This window comes from Maricaulis alexandrii (assembly GCF_005871165.1).
GTDB classification, from domain to species: Bacteria; Pseudomonadota; Alphaproteobacteria; order Caulobacterales; family Maricaulaceae; genus Maricaulis; species Maricaulis alexandrii.
In genome coordinates, this window is sequence record NZ_SWKP01000007.1 from 339,136 (window position 1) to 354,347 (window position 15,212).

Here is a 15,212-nt window from a genome sequence, read left to right on the forward strand (position 1 = left end):
CTATTTTCCGAACAGACCGCCCTGCCCGCTGCCTGGCTGACCAGCCTGGCTTGGCGGCGGGGTGAGGCCGAGATGGTCCCAGGCGCGCGGGGCGGCGACGCGGCCGCGCGGGGTGCGCATGATGAAACCCTGCTGGATGAGGAAGGGTTCGACCACATCCTCCAGCGCATCGCGGGCTTCGGCGAGTGCGGCCGCGAGGGTCTCCACGCCGACCGGACCGCCCGCGAAGCTTTCCACCAGGGCCTTGAGATAACGGCGGTCCAGACTGTCCAGCCCCAGCGTATCCACCTCCAGCCGCATCAGCGCGCGGTCGGCGACCTCGGCGGAGATCACGCTCGCGCCTTCAGCCTCGGCAAAATCCCGGACCCGGCGCAGGAGCCGGCCGGCGACGCGCGGCGTGCCGCGGGCCCGGCGGGCAATCTCGTGGGCGCCATCGGGTGACGCATCAATGCCGAACTTGCGGGCGGCGCGGGTGACGATGAAGCCGAGCTCATCCTCATCATAGAATTCCAGCCGCACCGGCACGCCGAACCGGTCGCGCAGCGGCGTGGCCAGCAGGCCCGCGCGTGTGGTCGCGCCGACTAAGGTGAAGGGCGGCAAGTCGATCCGCACGGTGCGGGCGGCCGGCCCCTCACCGATTACCAGATCAAGGCAGAAATCCTCCATCGCCGGATAGAGGATTTCCTCCACTACCGGAGCCAGGCGGTGGATCTCATCGATGAAGAGAACGTCGCGCGGTTCCAGATTGGTCAGGATGGCGGCGAGGTCACCGGCCTTGGCGATCACCGGTCCCGAGGTCGCCCGGAAACCCACGCCCATTTCCCGCGCCACGATCTGCGCCAGCGTTGTCTTGCCCAGGCCGGGCGGGCCGGAGAGAAGGACGTGATCCAGCGCCTCTTCGCGGCGACGGGCGGCCTCCACGAAAACCTTGAGATTGGCGATGGCGGCCTTCTGGCCGACGAAATCGGAAAACTGCTCGGGACGCAGGGCGCGATCGCGACCGTCCCCGGCCTGTTGTTCACGGTCTACGAGGCGGTCTTCGCCGGAAGGATCAAGCGCGTCGGTCATGTCGCATCCGGGTTTAGACTGATTGGCGGGACGGCAAAAGCGCCACTCGGCGTCACGGTGCCAATTCCTTCAGGGCAAGGCGGATGACGTCATTCAGTCCGCCCTCACCGCCGGTGTCGCGCAAGACGCTGGCGACCGCCTGGCGGGCATGGGTTTCGTGATAGCCCAGATTGATCAGGGCCGAGACCACATCCTCGCGCAGGGCGCCGGACGTGTCGGCCGGTGCGGGAGCCGTTTTCGCCGGAGCTGTCCCGGAGACCGAGGGCATTTCGGTGTCGTGAACGGGCAGGCCGATGGAGAAGCTGCGGCCCTGGGGCGGCGCCTTGTCCTTAAGTTCGGTGGCGATGCGGGCGGCGAGTTTCGGACCGACCCCCTTGGCGCGCGAGAAGGTCGCCTTGTCACCGAGGACAGCCGCATTGGCGATCTCGCTGACCGGGCTGGTGTCGAGAATGGCAAAGGCCGCCTTGGCGCCGACGCCCTGGACGTTCTGGAGATGCACGAACCAGGCCCGCTCCACATCATCGAGGAAGCCGAAGAGTTTGAACGCATCCTCGCGCACATGGGTCTCGATATGCAGGGTCACCGTCTGGCCCGGTTCCAGCCGCGCGAGCGTGCCCGTGCCGACACCGACCAGATAACCCACGCCATTGACGTCCAGCACAATGCTGTCAGCACTCAGGGCCGCAACGCGGCCGGTCAGCATTCCGATCATGCGACACTCCCCAGACTGGCCGAACGGCGATGATGGGCATGGCAGACCGCCACGGCCAGCGCATCCGCCGCGTCCGCCGTGGCTTTCGTCCCCGGCAGCAAGACCCCGATCATGGCCGCGACCTGGTCCTTGTCGGCGCCACCGGTGCCGACGACGGATTTCTTGACCAGGCGGGCGGCGTATTCCGCCACGGGCAGGCCGGCCCGGGCCGGAGCCAGCAGCGCGGCGGCGCGGGCATGTCCCAGTTTCAGGGCAGAAGCGGCGTTGGCGGCCATGAAGGCCTCCTCGATGGCGGATTCCTGCGGCTGGTATTCCGAGACCAGGTCTGTCACCGCCTGGAAAATATGATCCAACCGGACCGACAGGGCGGCATTGACCGGCGGCGTGACCACGCCATGGCCGACCGCGCTGAGCCGGGTGCCGTCCGCGCGGATCACACCCCATCCCATGCGGCGCAAGCCGGGATCAATGCCAAGAATCGTAACCGGTGCCGTCATCTCGCCCCCTTGGTCTCCAGACTTAGCACCAGGACGGGCAACGGAACAAGTCGTGAACGTAAGCCGTATTCAGTTGCAACTGACTGTCAGGAACAGGCCGTATTGCGAGCGGGTCTCAAGATTGTTGAGATGCAGTCTCAACAAATCCCGTAAGTCCATGATTTTAAGACAAAGATTATTTTGCGAATACATTTGCACCGCCAAGGGGGCGCCCATAAACTCTTGAAGTGCTTCCGGAAATATACGCCTTCGGGCGAAAGGCCGGCAGACAGAGGGACATGCGGAATCCTTGGGGAAGGATTCTCGCCATCTTTTGGGAGGTCCAGATGGCCAAAAAGGGGACGCTCAGCCGTCGCTCATTTCTGACACGTGTCGCCGGTGCCACGGTTGCCACAGGCGCCGGTGCCGTGATCACGGGGGCCAGCGAGGCCCAGAACTATACCGGCCAGACTGATGCCGACACGGGCAGTTATGCCGACCGCGCCGGTTATGGCCGGACGGGCCGCACTGACAGTGATGGCGGTGCCAATGCCGACCGCGCCGGATACGGCCGCGGCGGGGGCTCCACCGGTGTGACCGACAGCGATACCGGCAATTATGCCGACCCGATCGGCAATGGTCGTGGTGGACGCACATCGGGCATCACCGACAGCGATACGGGCAGCTATGCCGACCCCGTCGGCAATGGCCGCGGCAGCCGGACGTCCGGCATCACCGACAGTGACACCGGCGCCTATGCCGATCCGGTCGGCAATGGCCGGGGCCGCTCCAACTATACCGACAGTGACAGCGGCGGTTGCGCCGATCCGGGTGGACGGGGCCGCGGCCCGGTGCGTTCGGGCACGACGGACAGTGACAGCGGCGGCTGCTCCGACCCGGTCGGGCGCGGTCGTCCCGGCTACTGAGCCGGGAGGGCTGAACCATGGCCAAGCGCGGAAAACTTTCCCGCCGCTCCTTCCTGATCCGAGTCGCCGGTGCGGCCCTGACGACCGGCGCCGCCGGCACCGTCGCGGGTTGCGCCACGACCGGCTATACGGACAGCGACCCCTATGATCCCGTCGGCGGCGGCCGCGGTGGCGGTGGCTATACCGACAGCGATCCCTATGACCCGGTCGGCCGGGGCCGCGGATCGCGCGGCGGATCCGGCGTCACCGACAGTGATACGGGCCGTTATGCCGACCCGGTCGGCAATGGCCGCGGCAATGGCTATACCGACCGTGATACGGGGACCTATGCGGACCCGGTCGGCGGCGGCCGTGGCGGCGGTGTGACCGACAGCGATACCGGCACCTATGCGGACCCTGTGGGTCGCGGACGCGGCAGTTCGGGCGTCACCGACAGCGATACCGGCAATTATGCCGATCCGGTCGGGCGCGGTCGCGGCGGCGGCTACCGGTCCGGTGTCACCGACAGCGACAGTGGTCGCTATGCCGACCCGGTCGGAAACGGGCGCGGCGGCAATCGTGGCTCGGGTGTGACCGACAATGATCCCTATGACCCGGTCGGCAATGGCCGCGGCGGGCGCCGGGGATCCTGCACCGACGCGGATACCGGCAGCTATGCCGACCCGGTCGGACGCGGCCGGCACTGCTGACCTCCTGACACACACCGGGCCGGGCCTCGAACCATCGACGCCCGGCCCGTTTTCCATTCCTGACTGTTTGTACTGGCGGGCGCGCGTGTCCGCCCCTTCCCCGGACCCTGTGACATGACCGAACCGCTCTGGCTGACCGACCCCATGCGCTGCATGATCGATCCGATCGATGCCGACACCTTCTTCCGCGACTATCACGAGAAGAAGTCCCTGATCGTCAAACGCGATGATCCGAAACGCTTCCTGGACCTGTTGAGCATCGAGCGGATCGACGAGATCGTCGCCAATCGCGACCTGCGCGCCGGCCAGCTGGACATGGCCCGCTCGGAACCGCCGGTCTCGCCGGACCAGTACACATTCGAGACCGGCTATATCGATCGCGGCGGCGTGGCCGAGCAATACCGCCAGGGCGCCACGATCATCCTGCCGCAATTGCACATGAATGACGCCGTGCTCGGCGAGTTCTGCCGCAATATGGAAAGCCTGCTCTCCTGTCAGGTACAGACGAATATCTACCTCACCCCGCCCCACAATCAGGGCTTTCGCACCCATTATGATGACCATGATGTCTTCGTGCTGCAGGTCTCCGGCGAGAAATACTGGCGCCTTTACGACACGCCGGTCGAGAACCCCTATCGCGGCGAAGGCTTCCGACCCGAAGATCATCCGGTCGGTGAACCGGTGGAGGAATTCGTCCTGAAGGCCGGCGAATGTGCCTATGTGCCGCGCGGCCTCATGCATGATGCCTCCACCCATGGCGACGAGGCCTCCCTGCACATCACGCTGGGCCTGATCGTGAAGACCTGGGCAGACCTCATGCTGGAGGCCGTCTCGGAAGTCGCGCTGAACCACAGCGCTTTCCGGCGCGCCTTGCCGGTCGGATTCGCGCAACCGGATTTTGATCGCCGCGAGGCCGAGGCCTATTTCAAGGACTTGATGGCTCTCGTCGCCAAGGATGCCCGCATGGATTCGGCGATGGACCTGTTCGTCGACACCTTCATCCGGTCACGCATGCCGGCCACCTCGGGCACTGTCGCGCAGTTCGACCTGCCCCAAAAGCCCGGACAGTCCTTCAAACTGCGCCGCTTTGCGCCCTGGCGCCTGGCCGGGACCGAGAAATCCGTTGTGATCATCACGGCGGGCGGCGAGGTGCATTTCCCGCTGACAGCCGAACCGGCCCTGCACACCCTGCTGGATGGCGGCGTCATCAGCCGCGCGGACCTGGCGGACTTGCCGGATGACGAGGCCCTCGACGTTCTGGGCAAGCTTCACGCCTTCGGCATCATCACCCCCGCCGGTTGTGCCGACAAACGGTTATAATTCAAAACCGCTGTTAACCTTGATGGGTCGGGGCAAGACCCCCTACATCCCCACGTAACGCCAGCCGGACGCATCCGGGTGGACGGGTTTGCTTTTCCCGACGTGAGATTCAATGCTTCTGAGAGCCCTGACATTCGGTTTAGGCCTGCTGGTCGTTTTTGGCCTGTTCTGGGTGATGTGGCCCTCGGCCATCCAGCCCGCCTATTGGGACGAACCCCAGCCGCCGGCGCTGACCGGCGCCCTGGCCCGCAATACGGCGCTCGATGCTGCGCGCCAGTATCGGATTGGCGAACCCGGCACAGCTGTCGGCCTTGTCCTGGCGCCCGATGGCAGTGTCTATTTCGGCACGCATGACGGCCATATCCACCGCTTTCTGCCGGGCCGTCCGGAAAATCCGGTTCAGGAAATCGCCCGCATCACGGACGCCCCGATTTTCGGTCTGGCCTGGGCCGGTGATGGCATGCTGGCAATTGCCAGTCTGAACGGGTTGTATGGACTGGACCTGGTCAATGGCAGTGTCGACCGGTTGAGTACCGGCGTTCCGGCCCACCCCTTCGGCTATGTGAATGACCTCACAGTCGGCCCGGACGGCACGATCTTCTTCACGGACTCCTCCGCACGCTGGCAGATGATGAATGAGGACTCCCGCTATTTCCGGGAAATGCTGGAGAACCGTCCGACAGGCTCCATCTATGCCTGGAACCCGCACATGGAACAGACCATCCTGCTGCGGGACCGCCTCTATTATCCCAACGGGATCACCCTGGCGCCTGACGGTCAGTCCCTGTTGATCGCGGAGACTTTCCGGCACCGGATTGTCCGGTTGCAGCTGACCGGCCCGCGGGCCGGCGACCTGGACGTCCTGGCGGAGAACCTGCCGGGCTATCCCGACAGTCTCACCCTGGACCCGCAGGGCCGGCTGGTCATTTCGATGCTGACGACCCGGGATCCGGCACTGCGCCTGCTGCACCGCCATCCGGCCCTGGCCGAGCTCTACACGAAACTCCCGTCATGGCTCCGCCCCAACCTGGGATCCGCCGACGGTTTTCTGCTGGTGATGAATCCGCGGACCGGTACGGTTCTGGAGACGCTCTATTCCGGCGATAGCCGCTTCTGCCTGCTTTCGGACGCGGAATTCGGGCCGGCGAACTCCGTCTGGCTGGGCTCGGTCAATTGCGGCTATATCGCCCGCCTGCCCGGGTGGAACACCGATCTGGAGACCCACCCGAACAATCCGGAAAACCTGTCACTCCCCAATGGGGTCGACTCGGACTTTCCCGGTTAGGCCTTCACCCGTTCCCGGGCGGCATCCGCCACAGCCTGAGCCGTGATGCCGAAATGCTCGTACAGTTCGGGACCCGGGGCGCTGGCGCCGAAGCCGGTCATGCCGACAAAGCCACCATCCAGGCCGATAATGCCATCCCAGCCATAGCGCAGGGCGGCCTCGACCGCGACGCGCGGTGTACCGGCCGGCAGGACCTGGTCGCGATAGGACGCATCCTGTCGCGCAAAGCGCTCCAGGCTGGGTGCTGACACGACACGTGCCGCGATCCCGTCCTTCGCCAGGATTTCGGCCGCCTCGACGGCCAGGCTGGTTTCGGTGCCCGTACCGATCAGGACGACATCAGGCGCACCCTCCGTGTCGACCAGCGTGTAGGCCCCGCGCTCGGACCGGTTGTCCCGGCCATCATCATCCCGCAAGTGCGGAACCTTCTGGCGGGAGAGGGCCAGAACGGACGGGCCGTCCAGGCGTTTCAGGGCCAACTCCCAGGCCTCAGCCGTTTCCAGAGCATCGGCCGGACGGAAGACGTCCACATTCGGAATGGCGCGCAGGGAGGCCAGCGTCTCCACCGGTTGGTGGGTCGGACCGTCTTCACCGAGGCCGATGGAATCGTGCGTCATCACATAGATGACAGGCTGTTCCATCAGGGCGGACAGGCGGATGGAGGGACGGCAGTAATCGGCGAAGACCAGGAAGGTCGCCACGTGCGGCCGGAATCCGCCATGCAGGGACATGCCATTGGCGCAGGCCGCCATGCCGTGTTCGCGGACGCCGAAATGGATGTACTGGCCCGCATAGTCGCCGGCTTTGACGACACCGACATCCTTGGTCTTGGTCAGGTTGGACCCGGCCAGGTCGGCCGAGCCGCCGGCCAGGGTCGGCCAGTCCGCAATGATCGCGTTCAGCGTTTCACCGGAGGAGGCGCGGGTCGCCAGGGCCGGCTTGTCCTCGGCCACTTTCTGGCGCCAGGCTTCCAGCGCCGTCAGCTCGCCCTGTCCCGGCTCGCCGGACAGCATGGCAACCAGGTCATCGGACTTGTCCGACGCGGCGAGGCGCTCGGTCCAGGCGGCGTGTTCATCGGCCGAGCCGGTGGCGCGCCAGGCTTCCAGGATGTCGGCGGGGATTTCGAAGGGCGGCGAGGTCCAGCCCAGCGCCTTGCGGGCCCCGGCGATTTCCTCATCACCCAGCGGTGCGCCATGGCTGGACGATTTGCCCGCCTTGGTCGGCGCGCCAAAACCGATCGTCGTCTTGCAGGCGATCAGGACCGGCTTGTCGCTGGTCTTGGCGGCTTCGATGGCAGCGTCGATGGCGGCGTAGTCATGACCGTCAATCCGCGACACAGCCCAGCCGGCCGCCTCGAAACGCTTCAGGACATCGGTGGACTCGGCCAGATCGGTCGGGCCGTCGATGGAGATGTCATTATCATCCCACAGCACGCAGAGCCGGTTCAGCTTGAGATGGCCGGCCAGCGATATGGCTTCATGGCTGATACCTTCCTGAAGATCGCCATCGGAGGCGATGACCCAGGTGCGGTGATCGACCAGCTCGTCGCCGAAACGGGCATTGAGCATGCGCTCGGACAGCGCCATGCCGACGGACATGGAAATGCCCTGACCCAGCGGGCCGGTCGTGGCTTCCACGCCCGGCGTGTGGCCGTATTCGGGGTGACCGGCGGTCAGCGAGCCGAGCTGACGGAAGCGCTTGATCTCATCCATCGTCATGTCCTCGAACCCGGTCAGGTGGAGGAGGGAATAGATCAGCATGGAGCCGTGACCGGCCGACAGGATGAAACGGTCGCGATCCGCCCAGCCCGGTGCGGCCGGGTCGAATTTCATATGGCGCGACCACAGCACCGTGGCGACGTCCGCCATGCCCATCGGCATGCCCGGGTGTCCGGAATTGGCGGCCTGGACCGCGTCCATGGACAGGGCCCGGATGGCATTGGCCATTGCGGACAGCTCGGTTCCGTTCGGTGCTTTCATTCGGCGATCTCCTGCGCACTGCCGAGGCCCGGCGCGCAGGGTGGGCGTCAGCCCCCGATCAGTCCCGTGCGCGCCAGCAATTGCTTTGTGGAGGCGTCATACTCGGTTATCTCGCCATCCAAAATCCCCTTGGTCAGAACTTTTCCAAGTTCGACCCCCCATTGGTCGAAGGGATTGATGCCATACATCACCGATTCCACGAAAACCTTGTGTTCTTGCAAGGCGATAAGGGCGCCCAGCGTGGCAGGTGTCAGATCATCAAGAATGAGCGTCGCCGATGGCCGGCCACCCGGCATGGACTTGTGCGCTGCGAGAATCGGTTCGTCGGCCGGATCGACCTGGCGACCATCGAGCAGGGCCGCACCCTGCGCCGCCATGTTCGCGGCCAGGGCCCGCTCGCGCGGGTCGGCACTGGCGAAATGACGGCCGATCCCGATGAAATCGACGGGCACGATATCCTTGCCCTGATGGAGCCACTGGAAGAAGGAGTGCTGGATCTCGGTTCCGCTACCGCCCCAGACCAAGGCACCACCCGGCGTTTGCCCGGGCTGACCGCTCGTGGTCACGGACTTGCCCAGCGATTCCATTTCCAGCTGCTGGAAATAGTCTGCCAGCTTGCCCAGGCGGGCTGAATAAGCCGCAACGCACCGACTGGGATAATTGAGGGCGACCCGGTTCCAGACATCGATGAGACCTTTCAGGATCGGCAGGTTCTGCTCGAGCGGCGCGTCGGCAAAGTGCCGGTCCATGGCCTGCGCCCCGTCACGGAAGGCCGCGAACACCTCCGGCCCCAAGCCGATTTCCAGGGACAGGCCGACGGCCGACCAGACCGAATAGCGTCCGCCGACCCAGTCTGGGAAGTCGAACACGCGCTCCGGGTCGATGCCGAAAGCCTTGGCCTTGTCAGGCGCCGCCGATGCCGCTGCAAAATGATCACCGGCCTTGTCGGCACCGATCTGGCCGGCCAGCCAGTCGCGGGCCGCCTCGCCGGACATCAGGGTTTCCTGGGTGGAGAAGGATTTCGAGGCGATGATGAAGAGGACCGCTTCGGGATCACAGCCAGCGACGGCGTGCTTGAGGTCGGACGGGTCCAGACTGGCGACGAAGCGCAGCTCCGGACCGCTTTCGACATGATCGGCCAGGGCATCAGCAATCAGACGCGGCCCCAGGTCGGATCCCCCAATGCCGATATTGACGACGCGCGTGATCGGCTTGCCCGAGGGCTGGAATGCCCCGCTGCGCACTGCCTCTGCGAAAGCACGGGTCTGGGCCTGGGTGCGATCGACCAGCTCCGCTTCCGGAGAGCCGGGAATATTGGCCCCGTGACGATAGGCCATGTGCAGGGCGGGCCGGTTTTCAGTGCCGTTGACGATGCCGCCGGAGAGGAGAAGGTCGCGCTTTTCCTCGATCCCTGCATCGCGTGCGGCGCCGATCAGGGCGTCCAGTGCGGCGACATCCAGACGCTGTTTGCTGGCATCCAGCTCAATCCCTGCCGCGGACCGGATCAGGCGCTCCGAGCGATCGCCACCCGTGTCGGCCAGCGCCCGCAGGCTTTCGGATTTCAGACGTTCGGCGTGATTGAGGTTTTCAGTCGTCAGCACAGTGTCACCCAGCGCAAATTGGTCGGTCGGAGGACCGTAAAGTTAGCGCTCCCACATGACAACTGGATTGCAGGCCCGGAGGGCCGGACATGTGCAGCGGCCCGCCAAGCGGGCCGCGCCCCGGGTGTTTAGCCCAGGGCCGCCATGTCTTCGTCGGAGATGTCGAAATTCGCGTAGACGTTCTGGACGTCGTCGCAATCTTCCAGCGTCTCCATCATCTTCATCAGCGTACCAACCTTGTCGCCGGTCACTTCGATCAGGTTCTGCGGACGCCAGATCAGCTTGGCGGAAGACGGGTCATCGAACTGTTCGGACAGGGCCGAAGCGACATCCATCAGGTCTTCGCGGGCCGTGTAGATGACATGTTCGCCTTCATTCTCGTCATCGCCCGGCTCAGAGGACACATCCTCGGCGCCGGCCTCGATGGCGGCTTCCATCATCGTGTCTTCATCGGCCTTGGACAGCGGGTAGCGGATCTCGCCGACATTATCGAACATGAAGGCGACCGAACCGGTCTCGCCCATATTGCCACCATTCTTGGCAAAGGCCGTGCGGACTTCAGCGGCCGCGCGGTTCCGGTTGTCCGTGGAGACTTCGACGATCACGCCGATACCGGCCGGACCGAAGCCCTCATAGCGGATATCCTCGAAATCATCGCCCTCGCCGCCGGAAGCCTTGTCGATCGCGCGCTGGATATTGTCCTTGGGCATGGATTGGCCCTTGGCATTCGCGATGGCGAGACGCAGGCGCGGATTGCCGTCAGGGTCGGGCCCACCCATTTTTGCGGCGATGGAGATTTCCTTGGACAGGCGCGAAAACAGTTTCGAGCGCAGCTTGTCCTGGCGCCCCTTGCGGTGCTGGATATTGGCCCATTTGGAGTGTCCGGCCATGGTCGGGATCCCTCTTCCTGCGGATTCAAGGCGCCTTGAATAACCAGAATGCCCGGCCAAGGCCACTGGGCAAGGCAGATCAGACGTCAAATCGGCAGGTTGCGGGCGGCTCAGACCGACACGGCACGCGGGGCGGCGGCATACTCCACCGGCGGCGGGAAATCACGCAGGGTCAGGAAGGCCAGGAGGCGGTCCAGCAAATGGGCGCTGTCCGTCTGGACCACGCGGACATGAGTGAAGTCCTCACGCAGGCTGACCGTGAACAGGCAGGCATCATTGGCCGCGTCTTCAGCGCCTTGATCGCACATTCGCAGGAAATCGATGACGTGTTGATCGAAATCAATCGCGTCCTGGGCTCTCTCGAACCGGATCGTCTGCTTGAACATGCCATCCCCCTTCAATACCGGGACGAAACATCCGCCGCTCCAATGCGCCTCCCCGGCGCGAATTCTCCCTGGCCCGCCCGGATCATTCTGATCCGGAAAACCATCCGGGCACGACCTTGTTTCGAGGATGAGGCCGTTTTGTCCCGGAAAGGGATGAACCCTGTCACGACAGACCGTGGCACTCAGGGCCACTCGTCCGACAGAGCAAGGCTAATGCCAGAATTGAGTCGATCAAGCGGACCCGGATGCGCCGTTAACGGATTCATGACGCACCGCAGCATTTTTGCCACATCTGGTTCGGAAATGAATTCAGTCGGGGATGGTTTCGGACAATTGGCCGCCAATGCGGATCGGTTCAACCCGGACGGCCAGCCCCGTGCTGTCGTCGGTTTCCACGAAAACACCGCTCATTGTCCCCTCACCCGTCGCCGGCTCGAAACGGCCGGAGCGCATGCGGGTGGTGAAACGGCGCAGGGGCTCTTCCTTGTCCATGCCGATGACACTGTCATAGTCGCCGCACATGCCCGCATCGGTCTGGTAGGCCGTGCCGCCCGGCAGGATGCGCGTATCCGAGGTCGGGACATGGGTGTGCGTGCCGACAACGAGACTGGCCCGGCCGTCGCAGAAGACACCCATCGCCATTTTCTCGCTGGTTGCCTCGCCATGAAAATCGAGGATCACCGCGTCGGCGACCAGGCCGAGCGGCGCCGCCGCCAGTTCGCGCTCCACGGCCGCGAAAGGATCGTCGAGCGTCTCCATGAAGAGATTGCCCATGGCATTGATCACCAGGACACGGCGCCCGTCCGGCAGGTCAAAGAGATTGGCGCCCGCCCCCGGGGTCGAGCCCACCGGGTAGTTCGCGGGACGCAAGAGGCGCGGTTCGCGATCGATATAGGTCAGCGCTTCACGCTGGTCCCAAGCATGATTGCCCAAGGTCAGGACATCAGCCCCGACATCGAAGAGCTGGTTGCAGATTTTCGAGGTCACGCCGAAGCCGGCCGCAGCATTCTCGGCATTCACGACGACAAAATCGAGCGAGAGCCGCTCACGCAGGGACGGCAGATGTGTCTCGACCGCGACGCGGCCGGTCTTGCCGACAATGTCTCCGAAAAACGCCAGGCGCATGGGGTATCCACTCCAACTCTCAGGGCGGTGGGTATGACCCATCCGCCCCGCAAAGTCCAAGTCATAGCTGATACTGCAGGCTGATCCCGATCAGGCCGCGTTGCTGTTCGCCCCGGGCGTGTAGTCGAGAATGGGGGCCAAAGCCCGCTCAGCCTCTTCCAGGGTCCAGCCCTTGCGCCCGGCATAATCCTCGACCTGGTCCCGCAGGATCCGACCGACCGCGAAATAGACGCTGTCCGGATGTGACAGGTAGAGACCCGACACGGAGGAGGCCGGCGTCATGGCAAAGGAATTGGTCAGGCTGATCCCCGCCCGTTCCGGCGCGTCGAGCAGGTTGAACAGGGTCCGCTTCTCGGTGTGGTCGGGCTGGGAGGGATAACCCGGGGCCGGACGGATGCCGGCATAGGCTTCCTCGATCAGTTCGCGATTGGAGAAGGCCTCGTCCGGTGCATAACCCCAGTGCTCGCGGCGCACCTTTTCGTGCAACCATTCCGCAGCGGCCTCGGCGAGACGGTCGGACAGCGCCTTGAACAGGATGGAATTGTAGTCGTCCTTGTCGGCCTCGAACCGGGCCAGGATCTCCGGATTGTCACCGGCCGTGACAGCAAAACCGCCGAGCCAGTCCGGCGTGCCTTCCGGTGCCAGGAAATCGAACTGGTTGAGGTGCGGATTGTCATTCGACTTGGCCGCCTGCTGTCGCAGACCGTAGAAGGTTTCCAGAACCTCCTTGCGGCTCTCATCGGTATAGAGCACCGCATCATCGCCGACCCGATTGGCCGGCCAGAAGCCGAACACGGCGCGCGGTTCGAGCCATTTCTCCGCGACGATCCGCTTGAGCATGGCTTGTGCGTCCTCGAACAGGGATTTCGCCGCCTCGCCCCGGTTGGGGTCGTCGAAAATGGCCGGATAGCTGCCCTTCATTTCCCAGGTGAAGAAGAAGGGGGTCCAGTCGATATAGTCGATCAGATCTTCCAACGAGGGCCGCAGGTCCTGAACCCCGAGCTGGTTCGGCTTGGGCGGTGTATGGGCGGACCAGTCGCAATCCCACGCCTTCTGCCGCGCCTGCGCGATCGGCACACGGTTCTTGGACGCCCGGGCGGCGAGACGCCGCTCCCGGATCTTTGCGAGATCGGCCTTCACATCGGCCGCATAACTGTCGCGCTGGTCCGACAGGAGTTTGGAGACCACGCCCACGGCCCGGCTCGCATCCAGCACGTGGACGACCGGCGCCACGGAGATGGACGGATCGATCTTCACAGCCGTATGCGCGGGCGAGGTCGTGGCACCGCCGATCAAAAGCGGGATATCGACCTTCTTGCGCTCCATTTCAGAGGCCACGAACACCATTTCATCGAGCGACGGCGTGATCAGGCCGGACAGGCCGATGATGTCGGCGTTTTCCTTGCGTGCGGTTTCCAGGATCGTCTCGCAGGGCACCATCACGCCCAGATCGATGACCTCATAGCCATTGCACTGGAGCACGACGCCCACGATGTTCTTGCCGATATCGTGGACATCGCCCTTCACCGTCGCCATCACGACCTTGCCAGCCGAGGAATGCTTCTGACCGGCGGCTTCCTTTTCCGCTTCCATGTAGGGAATGAGATGGGCCACGGCCTGTTTCATCACCCGCGCCGATTTGACGACCTGGGGCAGGAACATCTTGCCATCGCCGAACAGGTCACCGACGACATTCATGCCGTCCATCAACGGACCTTCGATGACATGGAGCGGGCGCTCGAAGGACTGGCGCGCCTCTTCGGTGTCCTCGACGATGAATTCATTGATGCCGTGGACCAAGGCATGGCGGATCCGGTCGGCAACCGGCGCGTCGCGCCATTTCAGATCGCGTTCCTTGGTCTTGCCGCCGCCCTGACCGCGATAGCCCTCAGCCGCCTCCAGCAAGCGGTCGGTCGCGTCATCGCGGCGATTGAGGATCACGTCCTCGACCAGGTCCCGCAGCTCCGGCTCGATATCATCATAGATGTCGAGCTGGCCGGCATTGACGATCCCCATATCCATCCCCGCCTTGATGGCGTGATAGAGAAAGACCGAGTGCATGGCCCGGCGCACCGGCTCATTGCCCCGGAAGGAGAAGGAGATGTTCGACAGCCCGCCGGAGACATGACAGCCCGGCAGGTTCTCGCGAATGCGGCGCGTCGCCTCGATGAAGTCGACGGCGTAATTATTGTGCTCCTCGATCCCGGTCGCCACGGCGAAAATGTTCGGGTCGAAAATGATGTCTTCCGGCGGAAAGCCGATTTCCTCGACGAGGATCTTGTAGGCCCGCTCGCAGATCTCGTACTTGCGGTCGGCCGTATCCGCCTGACCGGTTTCGTCGAAGGCCATGACAATCACCGCCGCCCCGTAGGACAGGCAGGCCCGGGCCTGGTGGCGGAAGATGTCCTCGCCCTCTTTCAGGCTGATCGAGTTGACGATGGCCTTGCCCTGGACATTCTGCAGACCGGCCTCGATCACCTCCCATTTGGAGCTGTCGACCATGACCGGAACGCGGGCCACATCGGGCTCGCCGGCGATCATGCGCAGGAAGGTGGTCATGGCCTCGACACTGTCGAGCAGGCCCTCATCCATGTTCACATCGATGATCTGGGCGCCGTTCTCGACCTGTTGCCGGGCGACGGACACGGCCTCGGCGTAGTCACCCTCGGTGATGAGTTTGCGGAAGCGGGCCGAGCCCGTGACATTCGTCCGCTCGCCGACATTGACGAAGCTGGGTACGGATAGGGTCATGGAG

The 15,212-nt window shown here is 64.4% G+C and carries 13 protein-coding genes; 4 read left to right on the forward strand and 9 right to left on the reverse strand.

What is annotated here, in order from left to right:
- Genes ruvB through ruvC form a run of 3 tightly spaced genes read right to left on the reverse strand, consistent with a single transcriptional unit; the run spans window position 1 to window position 2,277 of the window.
- Window positions 1-1,068, reverse strand: a complete 1,068-nt coding sequence (ruvB, locus tag FCS99_RS10725; protein ID WP_138512360.1) for a Holliday junction branch migration DNA helicase RuvB — start codon at window positions 1,066-1,068, stop codon at window positions 1-3.
- Between the two features lie 52 nt (window positions 1,069-1,120).
- Window positions 1,121-1,780, reverse strand: a complete 660-nt coding sequence (gene ruvA / locus FCS99_RS10730) for a Holliday junction branch migration protein RuvA (RefSeq protein WP_138512362.1) — start codon at window positions 1,778-1,780, stop codon at window positions 1,121-1,123.
- Window positions 1,777-2,277 (reverse strand): crossover junction endodeoxyribonuclease RuvC, encoded by a 501-nt coding sequence (gene ruvC / locus FCS99_RS10735; protein ID WP_138512364.1) that lies wholly within the window; start codon window positions 2,275-2,277, stop codon window positions 1,777-1,779. Before ruvC ends, ruvA begins: the two co-directional genes overlap by 4 nt.
- 326 nt (window positions 2,278-2,603) lie before the next feature.
- On the opposite strand from ruvC, the gene FCS99_RS10740 reads away from it, so the two are divergent.
- The 4 genes from FCS99_RS10740 to FCS99_RS10755 all read left to right on the forward strand — a co-directional run bounded on the left by FCS99_RS10740 (window position 2,604) and on the right by FCS99_RS10755 (window position 6,476).
- Window positions 2,604-3,182, forward strand: a complete 579-nt coding sequence (locus tag FCS99_RS10740; protein WP_138512366.1) for a hypothetical protein — start codon at window positions 2,604-2,606, stop codon at window positions 3,180-3,182.
- Between the two features lie 17 nt (window positions 3,183-3,199).
- Window positions 3,200-3,871: a hypothetical protein gene (locus tag FCS99_RS10745; RefSeq protein ID WP_138512368.1), complete on the forward strand. Its 672-nt coding sequence runs from the start codon at window positions 3,200-3,202 to the stop codon at window positions 3,869-3,871.
- Window positions 3,872-3,985: 114 nt separating this feature from the next.
- Window positions 3,986-5,191 carry a cupin domain-containing protein gene (locus tag FCS99_RS10750; RefSeq protein ID WP_138512370.1) on the forward strand — a complete coding sequence of 402 codons (1,206 nt, stop codon included), beginning with the start codon at window positions 3,986-3,988 and terminating at the stop codon, window positions 5,189-5,191.
- Between the two features lie 112 nt (window positions 5,192-5,303).
- The gene (locus tag FCS99_RS10755) at window positions 5,304-6,476 is read left to right on the forward strand and encodes an SMP-30/gluconolactonase/LRE family protein (protein ID WP_138512372.1); all 1,173 of its coding nucleotides are present in this window, start codon (window positions 5,304-5,306) and stop codon (window positions 6,474-6,476) included.
- On the opposite strand, the gene tkt is transcribed toward FCS99_RS10755, so the two are convergent.
- The 6 genes from tkt to metH form a co-directional block, all read right to left on the reverse strand.
- Window positions 6,473-8,455 (reverse strand): transketolase, encoded by a 1,983-nt coding sequence (tkt, locus tag FCS99_RS10760; protein WP_138512374.1) that lies wholly within the window; start codon window positions 8,453-8,455, stop codon window positions 6,473-6,475. The two genes, FCS99_RS10755 and tkt, sit on opposite strands and share 4 nt — an antisense overlap.
- 47 nt (window positions 8,456-8,502) lie before the next feature.
- Complete coding sequence (gene pgi, locus FCS99_RS10765) at window positions 8,503-10,056, reverse strand: glucose-6-phosphate isomerase (RefSeq protein ID WP_138512376.1); 1,554 nt, start codon at window positions 10,054-10,056, stop codon at window positions 8,503-8,505.
- A gap of 128 nt (window positions 10,057-10,184) precedes the next feature.
- Window positions 10,185-10,946, reverse strand: coding sequence for a YebC/PmpR family DNA-binding transcriptional regulator (locus FCS99_RS10770; protein WP_138512377.1), 762 nt, complete (start codon window positions 10,944-10,946; stop codon window positions 10,185-10,187).
- 110 nt (window positions 10,947-11,056) lie between these two features.
- Window positions 11,057-11,332, reverse strand: a complete 276-nt coding sequence (locus FCS99_RS10775) for a hypothetical protein (RefSeq protein WP_138512378.1) — start codon at window positions 11,330-11,332, stop codon at window positions 11,057-11,059.
- A gap of 309 nt (window positions 11,333-11,641) precedes the next feature.
- The gene (locus tag FCS99_RS10780; protein ID WP_138512380.1) at window positions 11,642-12,457 is read right to left on the reverse strand and encodes a TIGR00282 family metallophosphoesterase; all 816 of its coding nucleotides are present in this window, start codon (window positions 12,455-12,457) and stop codon (window positions 11,642-11,644) included.
- A gap of 90 nt (window positions 12,458-12,547) precedes the next feature.
- Window positions 12,548-15,208: a methionine synthase gene (gene metH / locus FCS99_RS10785; RefSeq protein ID WP_233352759.1), complete on the reverse strand. Its 2,661-nt coding sequence runs from the start codon at window positions 15,206-15,208 to the stop codon at window positions 12,548-12,550.
- Window positions 15,209-15,212: the final 4 nt, after the last annotated feature.